A 16,990-nucleotide genomic window follows, 5' to 3' on the forward strand; every position below is an offset into this window, starting at 1 on the left:
CGCAGGAGAGAGCAATGCCGATATCTAAGCCCTCTGACGATCCCGCCCTTCGTGATGGCATCGCAAGCCTTCCTGAGATGGAAAACATTCAGCTGGAGCTTCCTCTGCTGCAGCATTCACCTGCACAAGAAGAAGCCCGATTTGAGGACGAGGCGAGCGTCCCTGCGTCTCAACCCGTTATCCGGCTTTGATCGTGGCTGATGCGCGATTTGGAGCGATAGGAGAGCAAAGTCATGTCTGACCCGAAATCTAGAACGGCACTTGAAGCGGGAACGCCTGCGCCTGCTTTCAGCCTGCATTCCACGCCTGACCAGTTGGTGACGCTGGACGATCTGCGCGGCGCGCCGGTCATATTGGCGTTTTACCCTGCTGACTGGAGTCCCGTCTGTGGTGATCAGATGGTTCTCTATAACGCGGCGCTACCCGCCTTCCATGCCCGGGGTGCGCAACTGGTCGGTATTTCGGTGGATGGCGTGTGGTGCCATGCGGCATTCGCTGCTGCACGCAACCTGCACTTTCCCCTGCTTTCCGACTTCGAGCCGAAAGGCGACATCGCCCGTCGCTATGGTGTCTACCGTCACGATGATGGCGTCACCGAGCGCGCGTTGTTCGTGATCGACGCTAACGGGATCATCCGTTGGAGCTATGTCTCTCCGCTCGGCATCAATCCGGGTGCCGACGGCATTCTGGATGCGTTGGACGATCTGGCCGTCAATGAACCATCAAAGGAGGCTCGCGCATGACCAGGCTCACCATCCCCGTCAATGATCAGGATCATATGCAGGGTCCACGTTCCGCAGCCGTGACGCTGGTGGAATATGGAGACTACGAATGCCCCTATTGCGGTGAGGCCTATCCCGTTCTCAAAGCTGTAAAGAACGCCATGGGCGACGATCTTTGTTTTGTGTTTCGGAACTTTCCTCTCGCTGATATGCATCCACATGCGGTCCGTGCTGCGGAATTTGCCGAAACGGCGGCCAACCATGGGCTTTTCTGGCAGGCGCACGACCTTCTTTATGAAAATCAGCAGTCACTGACGGAAAATGATCTGCGTCGTTACGGAGAGCGTTTGGGCATTCCGTTCGCGGAGGTGGGTAGAGACGTGGCAAGCCGCTTTGACCGGAAGATCGAGAATGATTTCGAGGGCGGATTGAGAAGCGGCGTCAATGGCACCCCAACATTGTTCATCAACGGCTTGATATATAACGGTCCGCGTGACACCGAGACATTGATTGCGGTTCTTCGGCAGATGGAATAGCTGGTGCGCTGCTCTAAGAATGCATAATTCGACGCCACATTGACGCAAATTCGTATGTCCGAAGTAACACTTCGTTCAGTGATTTTATGGAATCTGCGCGCGCAGGTTCCAAGGTTTCCTCGGCGGAGCCGGTAGAACAAGCGGATCTTTTTCCTGCGCCGCCTCGGTGGCCTGAAGCAGGATAGCCGCTTGTCGCCCTATGAAGAGGGTACAGCTACCAGCGATGTATTGTTGTATGTTTCTCCGGTCACCTGAGAGAGGGCTAGGGGGAGCGCTTGCCTGAGGCTATTCATGTCTTTCTTGAAGAATACCACGATAAAAACGAAGGTCGTTTTTGTCATATCACTGATGAGCTTGTTGTCCCTTTGCGGTGTAAGCTACGTAAGCTGGCAATATAAGAACACGGATGATGTCTACAGCGATTTTATCGCCAATGAAGGGCTTGCTGCCGTTCTGAACGCCAGAACCAGCGGAAACCTCAACGCGCTCGCCATCCAGACGCTGCGCTTCACCATCAACGAGCCCAACAGCAGCTACTTCAATGATGCTGTCAATACTTTCAAGAGTAATCGCCAGCAGCTTGAGGAACGGCAGAATCAGATCATGCGGCTGGTTCCCTCCCGTACGGATGCCGCTCGTAGTATCTTGAAGGGCGTTGCCGAAGTCGAGGTCATGGGCAACAAGGTCATGACCCTGATGCAGGCCGGACAGCAGGCCGAAGCAAAGCAGTTGTCGCTCTCTGTCCTTGGGAAAGTCACCGAAGTCGGGACGGAAATCAGCGCAGGCAATGATCTGCTCATCAAGGTCATGAATGACGGCAGTGCGCTGCTCACCGTCGAGACGAATGACACCATCTGGACAGGTCTGGTTGCTATTGCGATTGCTTCGCTGGCCTTGATCGGTCTCGGTCTGTACATTTCTTCGCAGGGCATCACGGCACCCATCGCGCGACTTCGCGAACGTATGGTCTCCCTGGCGGCAGGCGATACGGATAGTGAAGTCGACGGCATGGACCGTAAGGACGAAGTTGGCCAGATGGCTGCTGCCGTCCAGATCTTCCGGGAAAGCGCGATCGAACGTATCCGTCTCGAGAACGAGACAGAGGCCAACCGGTCTATGTCCGAAAAAGAGCGGATCGAACGGGAGAAGCAGAAGGCGAAAGAATCCGCAGATGTACAGTTTGCTGTCGACAATCTTGCGACGGCTCTCTCCAAAATCGCCAAGGGTGATGTCACCTACCGCATCGTTCAGCCATTCGTATCCAGCCTAGATAGCATTCGCGGCGACTTCAACCGTGCTGCTGAACAGCTGCAGTTGACCCTGAACCAGGTTGCGCAGAATGCTCGTGGTATCGATGCCGGTGCGAACGAGATCCGCGCTGCCGCTGACGATCTGGCCAAGCGTACTGAGCAGCAGGCCGCTGCCGTGGAGCAGACCGCCGCCGCCCTCGAAGAGATCACCACGACGGTGAAGGACTCGACCAAGCGCGCCCAAGAGGCAGGTCATCTCGTTGGCCGAGCACGGGTCGGCGCAGAAAAATCGGGCGAAGTCGTTCAGAAGGCTGTCGCCGCGATGGAACAGATCGCAGCATCCGCCAACGAGATTTCCAACATCATTGGCGTAATCGACGAGATCGCTTTCCAGACAAATCTTCTGGCACTGAATGCGGGCGTCGAAGCAGCCCGCGCCGGTGAAGCGGGCAAGGGCTTTGCCGTTGTTGCGCAGGAAGTCCGTGAACTGGCGCAGCGTTCCGCAGGTGCGGCCAAGGAGATCAAGAATCTCATCACGACGTCGAACAGTCAGGTTCAGGAGGGCGTGCAGCTGGTTGGTGAAACCGGCAAGGCTCTGGAACTGATCGTTACCGACGTGCAGGAAATCAACCGGCATGTCGCGGCAATCGCAGAATCCGCTCAGGAACAGTCCTCCGGTCTTCAGCAGATCAATACGGCTGTGAACCAGATGGATCAGGATACGCAGAAGAACGCTGCGATGGTGGAAGAAAGCACCGCTGCGAGCCATGGTCTTGCACGTGAGGCGTCTTCTCTCAATCAGCAGCTTGCCCAGTTCAAGCTCTCTGACGGCGGTTACAGCGAAGCATCCGCTCCGGTGCGTGCGGCATCGCCCGTCGACAGGCCAGCCGCTTCTCCGGCTCGCGCTCTCGGTGGACGCATCCGGGCCGCCTTCTCCGGCAATGCCGCGCTGAACACGTCGGCCGACAGCTGGGAAGAGTTCTGATGACCGGCGGCGTTTCCAACGTCTGTCTGGCGTGAGAAACTGACCGCATCGATAAACGCATCAGGCCCGGAAAGTCTGCAGACTTTCCGGGCCTGATGTTTTGGGTTCAGCCTACAGTCATGGTCAGGAAGGGCGTTGTGCCCGGATGCCCTCGACGGGAATTTCCTGCGCTCCAAACTGGTCGTCGCCCAGGCCCAGCATGCCTCCGCTGAGATTGGCGACGGGGCAGCTGTGATTGGGAAAAATGAGGATAGGCGTGCCGTTGGCAGGGCGTTTTCCTGAATAGGAGACAAACGCGTGCTCCTCTGACAGTTTCAGGACCGGTAGCGGGCTTTTCTCGCCCGAAATCCACGCTTCACCATAGCTGCTGGTCGCCGAGGTGCCATGTGCTCCGAGATCCGAGGACAACGTTTTCGACCCGACATTGGCGATGGCGTAGTGCTCGTTTGCCGAAACGATGCGGGCAGCGACGCCGAGCGCAACATCAGCACGGCTCGCGATGCCGAGGCGAACGGCCGTCAGGTCGAGGAATGCATAGTTTCCGGGACGTACCTCATCAACGCCTTCGAACCCGGCATTGGCCAACAGGGTCGGCGTGCTGCCGATGGAAACACGGGGAACGACGATGCCGCTTTTCTCCACACGGCTCCGAAATTCCGCAAGGAGGGACAGTTCCTCGGCTGCAACGGCACGGATGGCATCCCGGCCTGCCGCGCCATAGGCATGACCGGCATGGGAGAGCAGTCCGGCAAAGCTCAGATGCGGATCGCGATCGATCGCTGTGGCGAGCTGCAGTCCGGCATCTGCCTTTGGATCGACGCCGCAACGGTGCAGCCCGACATCGACCTTGACGAACACCTGGACACGGAAGCCGAGCTTCTGGCCTGCTGCGGTGAGGGCGGCCACGCCAGTCTCGCTATCTGCGATGAAGCGCAACCTGCGGGGATCGCCAGCCAAGGTCAGGAGGGCCGCAATCGTCTCGGGTGAAATCAGCGGGTAGGCGATGGTGATCGGATCAAGCCCGGCCTCAAGCAGCATTCGTGCTTCGTGCGCGCGTGCCACCGTGAAGCCTTTTGCACCCTGATCGCGCTGTGCCTTTGCGATGGTGAGGCTCTTGTGGGTCTTCACATGCGGGTGCAGCTCAGCCCCCTCACCGACGATCTCCGCCATGGCCTTGAGGTTGCGGTGCAGTGTCGGAAGATCGACAACCACCCGTGGCTCGACAAGCTCATCGAATCCTGGAAACCGGCTTGCCAGATCCGGATCCGAGCAGGCTAAAACAGCAGAGGACATGCTCACACTTTCCTTGAAGTGGCGGGAGAAAGCCCCGCCTCAGAAGACCACCGGATGCGTTGCGCCGGTCTGCACGTTGACCAGACCCTGGGGGGCATGATCGCTCGGTGCGACCAGAACCCAGCGCCACGGGGCGCAGGTCAGGGTGGCGAAGGCCAGGCGCTCCGGAAAGCCGGGGAACCAGCGCGGCATGAAGGTGGGCTCATACATCCATTCAATCTTTTCGCCCGCCGCATAGAGTGCCTGCATTTCTTCATGCAAGGCTTCCGCCGGGCGGCAGCTCATCAGGCCCGCCACTTCGTAGCGCACACGGGCAACAACTTCACCGGCATGTACCAAGGCCCAGCCGCCGTCATTGTCTGCAACCGCATTGACAGCTTTTGCCATCGCCTCGTCGGAAGAGCCAACGCACCAGATATTGTGCTTGTCATGTGCCATGGAGCAGGCAAGCGCCGTGTCCGGGGTTGACGGTCCGCAACCGAGCCAGAACATCTTTGACACGCCCGCATTGCCGGAGAATCGGTCGATGACGGAAAACTTGGTGATGTTGCGGCTTTCGTCTCGCTGCACGAGACCGTACTTCACGGGCAGATCGAAAGTCAGGAAATCGTCCGACCAGTGGAAGGGTCGAAGAACGGCAGCCGTCATCCTATCGCGACCCGCTTCTGCCTTTATGGCGAAATCGTCCGCCGTCAGCGCACGGCCGATGTTGACTGTCTTCGTTGCCCATTCCGGCCAGTCGATGCGCGGCACGTCAGGTAGGTAGGTCTTGCCGTCCGAAACCTGTTTTCCGTCCGCCCAGACTTTTGCGATTTCGAATGTCTCGACATCGGATAACAGGACGATATCGGCATAACGGCCGGGCGCGATAGAGCCGACCCAGGGCGTTAGTCGCATGTGGCGGGCAGGGTTGATCGTCACACACTGAATGGCGATTTCCGGTGCCAGACCAGCCTGAATTGCAAGGCGAACGTTATGGTCGGTGGCGCCCAGTTTCAGCGTGTCGGAGGCGGAGCGGTCGTCGGTCGTCAGCGCGATTTGCGACCAGTCGGTGAGGCCACGCTCCAGAAGTCCCTTGATGACTTCCGGCAGGCTGTGCGGCCTCAGTTCCATGAACAGGCCATGCGTCAGCTTTTCCCAGAACTCTTCCACCGTCCATGCTTCATGGTCGGAGGAAAGACCAGCGGCGGCGAAGGCATTGATCGTCGGCACGTCGCGGATACCGGCCGCATGGCCTTCGACCACGGCACGTTTTTCGAACGTGGCACGGATCATGCCCCAAAGCCGGTCGTAGGACGGATTTTCCGGGTTCCAGACGGCTGGCCAGTCCATCACCTCGTCAAGACCGGCCGTCATCAGGCTGTCCTTTAGGAAAGCCTTCTGTTCGTCGTACCCGAAGTCGCCACCGCCATGCTCATATGCGGTGGGCGGCACGGCGGAGCCGGGCAGGGGGAAAATCTTCAGCGGCGAACCGGCTTCACGCGCCTTCAGCCAGAATTCCAGCGTCTTGGCGCCATTGACGTTGGAAAACTCGTGGCTTGCCTCGCAGGTCCAGGTATTGCCACGCGGCAGAACAAGGGCAGCTTCCCATTCCGGCGTCAGATGTGAGCTTTCGATATGCTTGTGGACTTCGCCAAGGCCGGGAACAGCGGCAAGATCCGGCTCGTGAATACGGGTGATGACCTCGCCTGGATAGCTGCCTGCCTTGCCCACATAGGCAATTCGGCGGTCCTTGATGATGATTTCCTGGTCTTCGGCCCAGGTGCGGGTGGCCACGTCGAGCAACCTGCCGACGCGCAGGGCGACGTCCGCTTGCTCCTTACCCAGTGCAACGAGCGTCAGGCGCTGGCGGATCTTGATCTCGTTGGCTGCCTCGATGTTGATGTCTTCGAGAGTGGTGTTTTTGGTCATGCGATATCCTCGCCGGAATTGGTCGCGTTTGCGGGGCGTTCCAGGCAAATTGAGAGAATGCGGGCGATGTTGTCGCCGTTTGAAGAGAAGCCGTGTTCGCTTGCACCGTCGAAATAAACACTGTCGCCGGTTTTCAGCACGATTGGAGCGTAAGGCTCCATGAAGAAGATCACTTCGCCATCGAGCACATAAACGAACTCTTCGGCCCTGTGGGCGCTGCGAACCGTCTTGCCGTTGCTGGCACGCTTGGGGATGTCAATGACCATCGGCTGCATCGATTTTGCGGCAAGGCCGGAGGCGAGCGCTTCGTAGGCGCCCATCTTGTTGACATAGGTGGTACCTTCACCAGAGCGGGTAATGACACGGGCGGCCGAGGCGAATTTCTGGGTGGAACTGCCGATCAGATCGGAAAAATCTATGCCGAGCCCATCCGCCAGACGCACCAGCACGCTGTAGGCAGGGGTGGACTGGTTGTTCTCGATTTTTGACAGTGCGGAAATGGAGACGCCGGTGCGGCGTGAAACTTCGGCCAGCGTCCAGCGGTTTTCGAAGCGCAACCGTGATAGGATTGCACCGACCGGCATACCGATGGTTTTTTCCGCAGTGCGCCCGTCGACTGCAACCGGCATCTGCTGCGTTGCCTCGTTTTCCGCCATCTGTCACCTTCCCCAAGCTGGTCGCTTTCAAACCTCGACGATTGGTCCTTTGCGCTCGACGATCAGACCGTATTGCGATGGTTCGCGGTGTCGAGCGAAATCGAAGATCGTGCGCCGGTACAGGACACCCATGTCGAGGTCGCATTTCGCGCTGATGATCTCGTCGTCCGTCGTCGACGCCATCGCGACGATCTGGCCGGATGGCGCGACGATCATCGACAGGCCTATCATGTTGGTGCCTTCCTCGCAGCCTGCCTTGGCGGCCGCCGCGACCCATGTGGCGTTCTGATAGGCGCCAGCCTGCAATGAGAGCTGATGATGGAAGCCGGTCAATTGGTCGAAGTCGAAGACGCCGGTGTGATTGTCCGGCGTGTTGTAGCCCACGAAGACCATTTCCGCGCCCTGCAGGGCCATGACCCGATAGGTTTCCGGCCAGCGGCGGTCGTTGCAGATGCACATGCCGACGATGCCGTCCATGGTCCGCCAGACGGGGAAGCCCAGATTGCCGGGCTCGAAATACCTTTTTTCCAGATGCTGCGCATCGCGTCCCGGAACGGGCTCGGCGTGACCCGGAAGGTGGACTTTGCGATATTTGCCAACGATTTGGCCTTTGGCATCGACAATGATCGACGTGTTGAAATAGCGGGTGCGCCCGCCTTCGTCGGCCAGTTCGGCGTAACCGATGTAGAAGCCAATGCCGAGTTCCTTGGCCTCATCAAACAGCGGTTGCGTCTCCTGCCCGGGCATCTCCCGTTCGAAATAGCTGTCGATTTCTGCCTGACTCTCAATAACCCAGCGCGGAAAGAAAGTGGTGAAGGCAAGTTCAGGAAAAACGACAAACTCGGCGCCACGGGATTTAGCCTCCCGCAGCAGCTCGATCTGGCGTTTGACGACCTGGGTACGCGTATCGGCGCGGGAGATTGGCCCCATCTGCGCGCAGGCAATGTTGATGAAACGGCTCATCGCGTCACTCCTTTTTGCCGGGAAGATTTTCGAAGGGCAGGATCGCGCTGTAAAGCGGGTTGATGGTCAGGCTCACAGCCGTACCAGCTTCGAACGGAGCCTCGATTGCCCCCAGTGCAACCAGCGTGCCTGCCGAGCTTTCACAATGGTACTGGTAACTGCGGCCCAAAAAGGTGCGCAGCCCGATGTTTGTTGCGATACCTTCGCCGGTGATGAGGGGCGTCAGGCCTTCCGGGCGGGTGGCGATCAGGCCGCGGTCGGGAATGTCGCCATATTCCGCACTCGAGAGTGTGACGCGGCTGCCGCCGTCAAATTCGACCTCCACGTTGCCTTCAGCCTGCCGATCCACGACACGGAAGGGAAGAATGTTCTCGAAGCCGACAAAGCGGGCAACGAAGGCGTTTGCCGGACGGCGGTAGAGAACCTCTGGCGTGTCGAGTTGCACGACACGGCCCGCGTCCATGATTGCCACCTTGTCGGAAATCGAGAAGGCCTCTTCCTGATCGTGCGTCACATAGACTGCGGTGCGCTGACCGGCCATCTGCAGACGGCGGATCTGGACGCGCATGTCGACGCGCAGCTTGGCATCCAGGTTCGACAGGGGCTCGTCAAACATCATCAGTGGCGGGTCGATGACAAGCGCGCGGGCCAACGCCACACGCTGCTTCTGCCCGCCGGACAGGGCGGACGGCAGGCGATCGGCAAGATGCGCCATGCCGACGATATCAAGCATCTCCATGGAGCGTTTGTGGCGCTCAGCGGGCGCGATGCCGCGTTGTTTGAGCCCGAAACCCACATTGTCGATGACGCTGAGATGCGGCAGCAGCGCATAATTCTGGAAAACGAGGCCGATGTCGCGCTTGTGCGATGGCAGGTTCGTCAGTTCCCGGTCGCCAAGCCGGATCGATCCGGTGGAGGGCTTCAGGAAGCCTGCGATCAGTCGAAGCGTCGTCGTCTTGCCGCAACCGGAAGCGCCGAGCAGCGAAATCAGTTCGCCACTTTTGACGGTGAGATTGAGATCATCGAGGATGCGGGTGGTGCCGTAATGGGCGGAGACGCCGGTGAGCGAAAGAGTAGGGCTGGTCATCGGTCTATCTCATGACTTTCGACAGGCCGAGCGTGCGTTCGACGATCACGATAACAATCGCCGTCAGAAGCATCAGGAGCACGGAAACGGCCGCGACCGATGGATCGAAATGCTGCTCGACATAGGTAAACAGGTTGATGGGAAGCGTGCTGACGCCCGGTCCGGTTAGGAAGAGCGAGACGGACACGTCGTTCATCGAGGAGATGAATGCGAGAATGAAGGCCGCGACGATGCCGGAGCGGATATTGGGCAGCACGACAGTAAAGAAGGTTTTCAGCGGCGCGCAGCCAAGCGAAATCGCGGCTTCCTCGGCGCTGAAATCGAAGCTTGCGAGGCTCGCCCCGATAACGCGCACCGCATAGGGAATGGCGATGATCGTGTGGCCGATCAGGAGCGCCGTCATGATCGGCAGTTCCAGTGTGACGATCACACTCTTCAGGAGCGAAAATCCGAACACGATTTCCGGCACCAGCACCGGCAGGAAGAAAATCGAGCCGAACCAGCCAGGAATGACGGAGCGATGGCGAACCAGCGCGTAAGCCACGGGGATGCCGACCAGCATGGCGATGCCGGTGCCGACCGTTGCGACGATCAGGCTGGTCTTGAAGCTCTCGATGAAACTTTCGTTTTCCAGCACGAAGGCATACCAGCGCAGCGACAGGCCCTGCGGTGGAAAGGAGAGAAAGGTGCCCGGCGTCAGGGAGGCGCCGAAGATGATGAACAGCGGCGCCAGCAGGAAAATGAAGACCAGAACGGCCATGATCCGGGTAAAAAGGGAAGTGTGGTCGATCATCGCCTGGTCATCCTGCCGAAGGGTTGAGACGTCGCGCCGCGAACTGGCCGAGGAGAACGACTGCGAAGGTGATGGCGACCATGACTACGGCGATGACGCCGGCGGCATCCCAGTCGAAGCTGATCATCGCTTTTTCATTGAGGAGCGTCGGCAGAATGGTTTCGGCTTCGCCCCCTAGCAACCTGCCGGTCGCAAAGGCCGCAAGACTTCCGGTAAAGACGAGGACGCCGCCGACCAGAAGGCCCGGAGCGATCAGGGGCAGCGTGACCTGACGGAAGACTGCGCGCGGCGATGCGCCAAGCGATGTGGCGGCATCGATGATGCTGCGGTCGATCGCTTCGATGACGCCGATCAGCGACAGCACCGCCAGCGGAGTGAACAGATAAACGAGACCGAGGATCAGCGACATTTCCGTAAAAAGCAGCGGCATCGGCTCATCGATGATGCCAAGCGACATCAGCGTGGAATTGAGGAGGCCGTTACGGCCAAGAACGATCATCCAGGCAAAGCTGCGCACGATGGCGCCGGTCAGCAGCGGAAAAACCGCGCAGACAAGCAGGATCTGCCGCCACAGTCCGTTGGCGCGGGCAATCACGCTTGCCGCGAAATAACCAAGGAACATAGAAATCACCGAGGTGATGAGCGCAACACGGATGGAGCGCACGATGACGGCGATGTTGTAGTCGTAGCTGAAGAACTGGCGATAAAGTGCGAAACGATCGCCCGCGGGGCCGATCGTGCCGGTGAATGTATCAGCAACTGGCAGGACGAGAAGGCCGAGGACGATGAGCGTCCCCGGCAGTACCAGCAGATAGGGTAGAGCCTTACCGGGCCGGATGTTCATTGGATGATATCCACTGTTCAGGCTTACTTCGCGAAGATGTCGTTCCAGCGACGTTCCCAGTCGGGCTTCTGTGCCAGAATGGCCTTGAAGTCCGGCTTGCGCAGCTTTGCGATCGCTTCATCGCCATAAGCCATGTCCCCTACCTTGTCGGGAGTGATGATGACGTTCTTGTTGACCGGACTGTCGCCGACCGCCACGAACTTCTCCTGGACTTCCTTTGAGAGCTTGTAGTTGATGAACTGGTACGCCAGTTCGGGGTTCTTGGCCTTCGCACCGATGTTCAGCGTGTTGAAGATCGCATAATCGCCTTCGGACAGCGGAGCCCATTTGGCGTTCGGAACGGCCTTGTGGATAGCCGGTGCGGCAAAATCCTGAACGGCGGCGATCACAACTTCACCGGTGGAGAACAGGTTCACCAGCTCCGAGCCGGTGTTGTAGGTCTTGCGGACGTTTTCCTTGAGTTCTCCAAGGCTCTTGAATGCGCCTTCAGGATCCTTGAAAGCGTCGACGCCCGCGCGCTCGCCGGCGATCACGGCGGTCAGCGGTCCGGTCGTGGTGTTGAAGCCCGGAATGGCGACAAGACCCTTGAACTCAGGACGCCACAGGTCTTTCCATGAGGTGATCGGTTCCTTGACCTTCGAGGCGTCGTACATGATGCCATAGTGACCGGCAACGTAGGCAGGGCCGTAGTCATCGCCTTGAGGTGCCTTGGCGATGTCGTATACTTCGGCGAGATTTGGCAATTTCGAGCGGTCGATCTTCGCGAAGACGCCCGCATCGATGCCCTGTTGCGTGAAGGCGTCGGTGATGAACATCACGTCCACGCCGCCGCGAACGCGCATCTTGTTCAGGCGGTCGGCATTGTTGCCGGTGTCGATGACGATCTTGCAGCCGCAGATGGCCTCAAACGGCTTGTAAAGAAATTCGTTGGATTGCTCCGGTGTATAGCCCCATTCGGAAACGACGAGGGTTTTTTCCTGGGCGAGCGCCGCAGGTGCGCTGGCCGCAAGGGCGACGAGCAAAGAGGTCAGGGTGGATGCGAGGCGCATGGGCAGGCTCCGATGGGGTGTGAACAACAGGAGGGCATATTTTTCTGATGCCTACGCTATAGGCATTCCCTTTTCCTGTGCAAGAAAAATTTTCTAGTTAGAGAAAAAGAGCGTGCTCAATTCACCACTTTCTGATGGCTTCATATGTTCGCGCAGATCGCTGTCGTGCCGGGAATGGTTCCTAGTGCTCGCTAACGGGTAATCAGGCGGCTTCGTTACACCGAAACGTGGTTTGGGACACTGCCCAACCGTTCGAGCGGCTGATTATCAGTTCGGCTCTGCCTACGCGCCATAATGCGCCCGTGCCTTGACGATTTCCCCGTGATTGTCGTTCGCCCATCCGACGAGTATTTTCATCGGTGCCAGAAAAGAGCGGCCAAGGTCGGTCAACGCATATTCGACGCGTGGCGGCACCTCGGCATAAACGGTCCTTGCGATGAAGCCGTCCTGCTCAAGACGCCGCAACGTTCTTGAAAGCATCTGTTTCGAGATGTCGCCGATGGCGCGCAGGATTTCGTTGAAGCGCCGGACGCCGTTCTCCAGGGATTCCAGAACCAGGAGGCTCCATTGGTCGCCAATACGGTCCAGCACGTCACGTATGGGGCAGGGCTGATCGAAAACGAGCGGCTCGCTCTCTGTCGGTTTTATCGCCAATTTCATTCCTTTCTCGGCGCATGTGGTCATCGCGGTGTGACCAGATCATCGGAAGATGACTTCTTGCGCGAGCAATTCAACTGTCCTAGCAAATTACATAGGTCTACATTTTAGACCAGTTTAAGATTGACGCCAAGGAGCTATCGATATGACAAAAGTCGCACTGATCGGTGCATCCGGCAATGCCGGATCGCGTATTCTCAAGGAACTTTCTGATCGAGGTCATCAGGTGACTGCCATTGCTCGTAGCCCTGAAAAAATTGCAAAACTGGCGAATGTCACCGCGGTGAAAGGCGACGTGTTCGACAAGGACGGTTTGACGCATCTCCTGAAGGGCCACGATGTGGTAATCTCTTCCGTACACTTCACTGCAAGTGACGCGGATCTCCTCATCGCAGCGGTGCGTGCATCCGGCGTCAAGCGTTATCTCGTCGTCGGCGGTGCCGGTAGCCTCGAAGTTGCACCAGGCGCACGTCTGGTCGATCAGCCGAACTTTCCGGCGGAATACAAGCTTGAGGCGTCAAAGGGCGCTGATTTCCTCGATACGCTGAAGACCGTCGAAGATCTGGACTGGACCTTCATTTCCCCCTCCGCAATGTTCGTTCCGGGGGAGCGCACCGGCAATTTCCGCCTGGGCAAAGATACCCTTCTCGCCAACGAAAACGGTTCCAGTATTTCGTTCGAGGACTACGCCATTGCGCTTGTCGACGAAATCGAGAAGCCAGCGCATGTGCGCCAGCGCTTCACCGCCGGCTATTAAGATCGCAAAAGAAAAAAGGATAAGCACCCATGGCACAGTTTCTGAAGGTGCTTGCTCCGGCCGCTTTGTTGCTTGCAACGGCCGTCATACCGTCCTTTGCCCAGACTGCTCCACGCGATCTTGCCAGGGAGGAGGCGAACCGGAAGCTCGTCGTCGAGTTCTATGACCGCTTCTTCAACAGGCATGAAACGGAAGAGGCCTCGAAGGTCGTCGCTGACAACTACAAGCAGCACAATCCTGAAGTGCCGGATGGCAAGGAGCCTTTCGTCTCTTTCTTTACCGGTTTCTTCAAGGAGAACCCCAACTCCAGGGCCCGCATCGTTCCACGGATGGCGATCTGGTCTGGATTCACGTTCATTCCACGAATTCTCAGGAAGACCGTGGTCAGGCCGTTGCCGATATCTTCCGGGTGGTCGACGGCAAGATCGTGGAACACTGGGACGTCATCCAGAGTGTCCCCGGGGCAGTCTGCCAACGAGAACACCATGTTCTGAAAAATAGAGGCCGGGCGTCAGCGCCCGGCCTTTTATTCGTCTCTCCCAAACATCTACCTTGGTCAGCCGATGGCGATAGCCGTCTTGGTCGTTGCCGATTTGAGGGCGGCATCCGCGAGTTTGAGGGCAAGCAGGCCATCGGTGATCGATGGGGACGGGGCCATGTTGTTTTCGATGCAGTCGATGAAGGCGGCAATTTCCGCCGCATAAGCCGCCGTATAGCGCGTCATGAAGAAGTCGTGCAGCGGCGGGCGGGTGTAGCCTTCGGCATTGGCAATCTCGATGGAGACGGGACGCTGGTTCTCTGCTGCAGCCGAACCGAGCGAGCCGTGCACCTCGATACGCTGGTCATAGCCATAGGTGGCGCGTCGAGAGTTGGAAATGACCGCCTGTTTGCCGCTTTCTGTGGTCAGGATGATGCTGGCGCTGTCGAAATCGCCCAGCGCGCCGATTTCCGGGTTCACGAGAACGGAGCCGGTTGCGAACACGCCGCTTATCTCTTCACCCAGCAGGAAGCGCGCCATGTCGAAATCATGGATCGTCATGTCGCGGAAAATGCCGCCGGAAACCTTGATGTATTCGCCGGGCGGCGGGCCGGGATCGCGGCTGGTGATCGTAACCATTTCCACCTTGCCGATGCGGCCATCGCCGATGGCTTTGTGAACAGCCTGAAAATGCGGGTCGAAACGCCGGTTGAAACCGAGCATCACCTTCGCCCCGGTTTCCCGAACGACTTTCGCACAGGCTTCCGCGCGCGCGACATCGAGATCAACGGGCTTTTCGCAGAAAATGGCCTTGCCCGCACGGGCGAACCGTTCGATCAGGTCGGCATGCGTGTTGGTTGGCGTGCAGATGATGACCGCGTCGATATCCTTGTCCGCAAGCACATCCTCTATGGTGCTGACCACGCATCCGGTCTCCTGCGCGATTGCCTTTGCGGCATTTTCCATCGCGTCGACCACGGCAACCAGCTTCGCTCGGCTGTCCGTCGCGATTGCCTTGGCGTGAACCTTGCCGATTCGGCCAGCGCCGAGAAGTGCCAACTTCGTAACCATCATTCCTCCCGTTACTCTTCCATATGGCCACCCTTCACTCCCTGAAAGGCAGAATGTAGAATTTCCAATCTAGCAATATGGAATATATGTTCCATTTTGCTAGATTGACAGGAGAGGCATGTCAAGCAGATTTAAATCTGCAGGGAGGTCGGGAGGCTTACCCCGGCTTGCCGGTCGGGAAGCGCGTAAACCTCCACCGGTGTCTCGAGCCCGCGAAGAAGCCATGGGCCGAGATTTTCGAGTTCTCCGACGCATCCGGCCGTCTGAACGAACTCCCTGGAGAACAGTACCGGTCGCCCGGTATCCTTGGTCAGGCTTTCAAGGCGTGAGGCGATGTTCACGGCCGGACCTATGACCGTGAAATCCAGACGGGTTTTCGAACCGATATTGCCGTACATGACATCACCGACATGAACGCCGATACCATAGCCTAGACTCTCATGGCCCTTCTGGCGGTTGATCTCATTGAGGGCTGTCAGGCTGATTTGCGCCTTTTCGATTGCTTTCAGGAGGTTATGGCAGGCTTCCGGATTGCTAAGCGGAAAAATTGCCAGCAATCCGTCGCCCATGAACTTCAGGATTTCGCCGCCAAACTCCTCGATCGGGTCGCACATGGCGTCGAAATAACCGTTCAGCAGTTCTATCACGTCGTCGCGCGGCCAGAGGTCGGAGATATGGGTGAAATTGCGCAGGTCGCAGATCAGAATTGCCGCGCCCACCGTGGTGCCGCTCCCGCGCGTCGTTGCGCCATCGAGAATCTTTTCTCCCGCGTGTGGTCCGACGTAGGTTTCCAGCAGCGTGCGTGCCATGCGGTTCTTGATGCGGATTTCGCTTACGAGTGCCAGCGCCGGGATAAGGTTTTTCAACGTGGCGACCTCAGCTTCCGAAAAGCCGCCCGGCCGGTCGCTGGCGAAGCTTGCCACATGCCTCTTTCCAAATGTGTGTTCTATCGGCCAGGCACAGTAGTCTGTCATGCCATCTGCGATCAGATCGTCATATATCGCGTAGCCTGCGCCATTTCTCACGCCTTTGTTCAGCCTTTGGCGAACCTCGTCCGCACCACGATGGATTTCGCTGATGGGGCTGTGGATGTACTCAGGTGAGTTTTCCGATCCGTAACCGTATGTCTCGATATCGGCAGATGGAATGCCGGGCGTCCAAAGTATACGCGCACCAAGCCATTGCGGGTGGCGGACCTGAAAGGCGAGAACGGCCCGCGCGACGGAAACTCCGCTGTTGCGTAGTCTTTCACACATGGTCAGGAAGATTTCGTCGATGAAGCGTTGATCCTTGGTGCCGGTGATCAGCCAGTCCAGAATCTCGTTTTTTTCCGCAGGCCACAGGTTTTCCGGCGGGATAGAGATGAGATCCTGTGCGTTCTCACGGAATGTCATGGGTAAGTCCCCGAGGTTCGGCATGCTTTCCGGCGGAACGGACCGCTTCCGGCATATGCCTTTGAAGCAAGTCATGTGGGGCGGGGAACGGAAATTTTAAGAGAGAGCTTCGGAAATAGTTTTGCGTATTCGCAAGAACGTGGCTTCAAACGCCGCCAGAATATTCCATCCGGAATATTCTCTCAGGCGGCGGTGAAACATGTTCGTATTTCGCAGCGATCAGATGACGGCTTCGAAAGGAATATTCAGGGCATTGGCAACCCGCTTGATCCGCAGTGGATCGCTATCCGAGCCCTCTTCGAGCGCCCGGATTTCCGTCGTCGTGAGGCCGCAGGTTATGGCTAGCTGGTCGACCGTGTAACCAGCCTGATTTCTTGCCGCCAGAATTTTTCTGGCAAAGGGTGCGCTTGTTTCCTGATCGGAATCTGGCTGTGAAATGGAAATGGTCATGATTTGCATCTCCCTCGTGATGGACACTTAAATGTCGCCGGCGGAAAAAGGTTGCCGGAGTTGAATGCGACTGCGTTGCCGGAGAATAAATTGG

The 16,990-nt window shown here is 58.1% G+C and carries 17 protein-coding genes and 1 pseudogene; 6 read left to right on the top strand and 12 right to left on the bottom strand.

Annotated features, from left to right (window positions below):
* Nucleotides 1–14: 14 nt before the first annotated feature.
* The 4 genes from N7578_RS05885 (at nucleotide 15) to N7578_RS05900 (ending at nucleotide 3,493) form a co-directional block, all read left to right on the top strand.
* A complete protein-coding gene (locus N7578_RS05885) occupies nucleotides 15–191 on the top strand; it encodes a hypothetical protein (protein ID WP_311109354.1) in 177 nt (58 codons plus the stop codon).
* 42 nt (nucleotides 192–233) lie between these two features.
* The gene (locus tag N7578_RS05890) at nucleotides 234–743 is read left to right on the top strand and encodes a redoxin domain-containing protein (protein WP_311109355.1); all 510 of its coding nucleotides are present in this window, start codon (nucleotides 234–236) and stop codon (nucleotides 741–743) included.
* A complete protein-coding gene (locus N7578_RS05895; protein WP_311109356.1) occupies nucleotides 740–1,258 on the top strand; it encodes a DsbA family protein in 519 nt (172 codons plus the stop codon). Before N7578_RS05890 ends, N7578_RS05895 begins: the two co-directional genes overlap by 4 nt.
* Before the next feature lie 291 nt (nucleotides 1,259–1,549).
* Complete coding sequence (locus tag N7578_RS05900) at nucleotides 1,550–3,493, top strand: methyl-accepting chemotaxis protein (protein WP_311109357.1); 1,944 nt, start codon at nucleotides 1,550–1,552, stop codon at nucleotides 3,491–3,493.
* Between the two features lie 123 nt (nucleotides 3,494–3,616).
* Here the strand turns inward: N7578_RS05900 and N7578_RS05905 are convergent, their stop codons facing one another.
* The 9 genes from N7578_RS05905 to N7578_RS05945 all read right to left on the bottom strand — a co-directional run bounded on the left by N7578_RS05905 (nucleotide 3,617) and on the right by N7578_RS05945 (nucleotide 12,749).
* Nucleotides 3,617–4,786, bottom strand: a complete 1,170-nt coding sequence (locus N7578_RS05905; protein WP_311109358.1) for an alanine racemase — start codon at nucleotides 4,784–4,786, stop codon at nucleotides 3,617–3,619.
* A 39-nt stretch (nucleotides 4,787–4,825) separates the two neighbouring features.
* Nucleotides 4,826–6,697 carry an adenine deaminase C-terminal domain-containing protein gene (locus N7578_RS05910; protein WP_311109359.1) on the bottom strand — a complete coding sequence of 624 codons (1,872 nt, stop codon included), beginning with the start codon at nucleotides 6,695–6,697 and terminating at the stop codon, nucleotides 4,826–4,828.
* Nucleotides 6,694–7,353 (bottom strand): XRE family transcriptional regulator, encoded by a 660-nt coding sequence (locus N7578_RS05915; protein ID WP_311109360.1) that lies wholly within the window; start codon nucleotides 7,351–7,353, stop codon nucleotides 6,694–6,696. The genes N7578_RS05910 and N7578_RS05915 overlap by 4 nt, the downstream gene beginning before the upstream one ends.
* A gap of 27 nt (nucleotides 7,354–7,380) precedes the next feature.
* Complete coding sequence (locus N7578_RS05920; protein ID WP_311109361.1) at nucleotides 7,381–8,316, bottom strand: N-carbamoyl-D-amino-acid hydrolase; 936 nt, start codon at nucleotides 8,314–8,316, stop codon at nucleotides 7,381–7,383.
* Between the two features lie 4 nt (nucleotides 8,317–8,320).
* Nucleotides 8,321–9,403, bottom strand: coding sequence for an ABC transporter ATP-binding protein (locus tag N7578_RS05925; RefSeq protein WP_311109362.1), 1,083 nt, complete (start codon nucleotides 9,401–9,403; stop codon nucleotides 8,321–8,323).
* 4 nt (nucleotides 9,404–9,407) lie between these two features.
* Nucleotides 9,408–10,196, bottom strand: coding sequence for an ABC transporter permease (locus N7578_RS05930; RefSeq protein WP_311109363.1), 789 nt, complete (start codon nucleotides 10,194–10,196; stop codon nucleotides 9,408–9,410).
* 7 nt (nucleotides 10,197–10,203) lie between these two features.
* On the bottom strand, nucleotides 10,204–11,040 hold the full coding sequence (locus N7578_RS05935) for an ABC transporter permease (protein ID WP_311109364.1): 837 nt from the start codon (nucleotides 11,038–11,040) through the stop codon (nucleotides 10,204–10,206).
* A 23-nt stretch (nucleotides 11,041–11,063) separates the two neighbouring features.
* The gene (locus tag N7578_RS05940; RefSeq protein ID WP_311109365.1) at nucleotides 11,064–12,089 is read right to left on the bottom strand and encodes a polyamine ABC transporter substrate-binding protein; all 1,026 of its coding nucleotides are present in this window, start codon (nucleotides 12,087–12,089) and stop codon (nucleotides 11,064–11,066) included.
* A gap of 282 nt (nucleotides 12,090–12,371) precedes the next feature.
* A complete protein-coding gene (locus N7578_RS05945) occupies nucleotides 12,372–12,749 on the bottom strand; it encodes a helix-turn-helix domain-containing protein (protein ID WP_311109366.1) in 378 nt (125 codons plus the stop codon).
* 142 nt (nucleotides 12,750–12,891) lie between these two features.
* On the opposite strand from N7578_RS05945, the gene N7578_RS05950 reads away from it, so the two are divergent.
* Together N7578_RS05950 and N7578_RS05955 are read left to right on the top strand one after the other, a co-directional pair.
* Nucleotides 12,892–13,503 (top strand): NAD(P)-dependent oxidoreductase, encoded by a 612-nt coding sequence (locus N7578_RS05950; protein ID WP_311109367.1) that lies wholly within the window; start codon nucleotides 12,892–12,894, stop codon nucleotides 13,501–13,503.
* A 29-nt stretch (nucleotides 13,504–13,532) separates the two neighbouring features.
* Nucleotides 13,533–13,997 (top strand): annotated as a pseudogene (locus tag N7578_RS05955) (ester cyclase).
* A 62-nt stretch (nucleotides 13,998–14,059) separates the two neighbouring features.
* Here the strand turns inward: N7578_RS05955 and iolG are convergent.
* The 3 genes from iolG to N7578_RS05970 form a co-directional block, all read right to left on the bottom strand.
* The gene (iolG, locus tag N7578_RS05960) at nucleotides 14,060–15,052 is read right to left on the bottom strand and encodes an inositol 2-dehydrogenase (protein WP_311109368.1); all 993 of its coding nucleotides are present in this window, start codon (nucleotides 15,050–15,052) and stop codon (nucleotides 14,060–14,062) included.
* Nucleotides 15,053–15,183: 131 nt separating this feature from the next.
* Nucleotides 15,184–16,446, bottom strand: a complete 1,263-nt coding sequence (locus N7578_RS05965; protein ID WP_311109369.1) for an adenylate/guanylate cyclase domain-containing protein — start codon at nucleotides 16,444–16,446, stop codon at nucleotides 15,184–15,186.
* Between the two features lie 219 nt (nucleotides 16,447–16,665).
* Nucleotides 16,666–16,896: a helix-turn-helix domain-containing protein gene (locus N7578_RS05970; protein WP_311109370.1), complete on the bottom strand. Its 231-nt coding sequence runs from the start codon at nucleotides 16,894–16,896 to the stop codon at nucleotides 16,666–16,668.
* Nucleotides 16,897–16,990 lie beyond the last annotated feature (94 nt).

The sequence above is a fragment of the Agrobacterium tumefaciens genome (assembly GCF_031801495.1).
Lineage (GTDB): Bacteria > Pseudomonadota > Alphaproteobacteria > Rhizobiales > Rhizobiaceae > Agrobacterium > Agrobacterium tumefaciens_K.

What these genes read in the sequence shown, in the direction of transcription:
- N7578_RS05885 (WP_311109354.1), top strand. Translation starts at nt 15, where the DNA reads ATGCCGATATCTAAGCCCTCTGACGATCCCGCCCTTCGTGATGGCATC.
- N7578_RS05890 (WP_311109355.1), top strand. Translation starts at nt 234, where the DNA reads ATGTCTGACCCGAAATCTAGAACGGCACTTGAAGCGGGAACGCCTGCG.
- N7578_RS05895 (WP_311109356.1), top strand. Translation starts at nt 740, where the DNA reads ATGACCAGGCTCACCATCCCCGTCAATGATCAGGATCATATGCAGGGT.
- N7578_RS05900 (WP_311109357.1), top strand. Translation starts at nt 1,550, where the DNA reads ATGTCTTTCTTGAAGAATACCACGATAAAAACGAAGGTCGTTTTTGTC.
- N7578_RS05905 (WP_311109358.1), bottom strand. Translation starts at nt 4,786, where the DNA reads ATGTCCTCTGCTGTTTTAGCCTGCTCGGATCCGGATCTGGCAAGCCGG.
- N7578_RS05910 (WP_311109359.1), bottom strand. Translation starts at nt 6,697, where the DNA reads ATGACCAAAAACACCACTCTCGAAGACATCAACATCGAGGCAGCCAAC.
- N7578_RS05915 (WP_311109360.1), bottom strand. Translation starts at nt 7,353, where the DNA reads ATGGCGGAAAACGAGGCAACGCAGCAGATGCCGGTTGCAGTCGACGGG.
- N7578_RS05920 (WP_311109361.1), bottom strand. Translation starts at nt 8,316, where the DNA reads ATGAGCCGTTTCATCAACATTGCCTGCGCGCAGATGGGGCCAATCTCC.
- N7578_RS05925 (WP_311109362.1), bottom strand. Translation starts at nt 9,403, where the DNA reads ATGACCAGCCCTACTCTTTCGCTCACCGGCGTCTCCGCCCATTACGGC.
- N7578_RS05930 (WP_311109363.1), bottom strand. Translation starts at nt 10,196, where the DNA reads ATGATCGACCACACTTCCCTTTTTACCCGGATCATGGCCGTTCTGGTC.
- N7578_RS05935 (WP_311109364.1), bottom strand. Translation starts at nt 11,040, where the DNA reads ATGAACATCCGGCCCGGTAAGGCTCTACCCTATCTGCTGGTACTGCCG.
- N7578_RS05940 (WP_311109365.1), bottom strand. Translation starts at nt 12,089, where the DNA reads ATGCGCCTCGCATCCACCCTGACCTCTTTGCTCGTCGCCCTTGCGGCC.
- N7578_RS05945 (WP_311109366.1), bottom strand. Translation starts at nt 12,749, where the DNA reads ATGAAATTGGCGATAAAACCGACAGAGAGCGAGCCGCTCGTTTTCGAT.
- N7578_RS05950 (WP_311109367.1), top strand. Translation starts at nt 12,892, where the DNA reads ATGACAAAAGTCGCACTGATCGGTGCATCCGGCAATGCCGGATCGCGT.
- iolG (WP_311109368.1), bottom strand. Translation starts at nt 15,052, where the DNA reads ATGGTTACGAAGTTGGCACTTCTCGGCGCTGGCCGAATCGGCAAGGTT.
- N7578_RS05965 (WP_311109369.1), bottom strand. Translation starts at nt 16,446, where the DNA reads ATGACATTCCGTGAGAACGCACAGGATCTCATCTCTATCCCGCCGGAA.
- N7578_RS05970 (WP_311109370.1), bottom strand. Translation starts at nt 16,896, where the DNA reads ATGACCATTTCCATTTCACAGCCAGATTCCGATCAGGAAACAAGCGCA.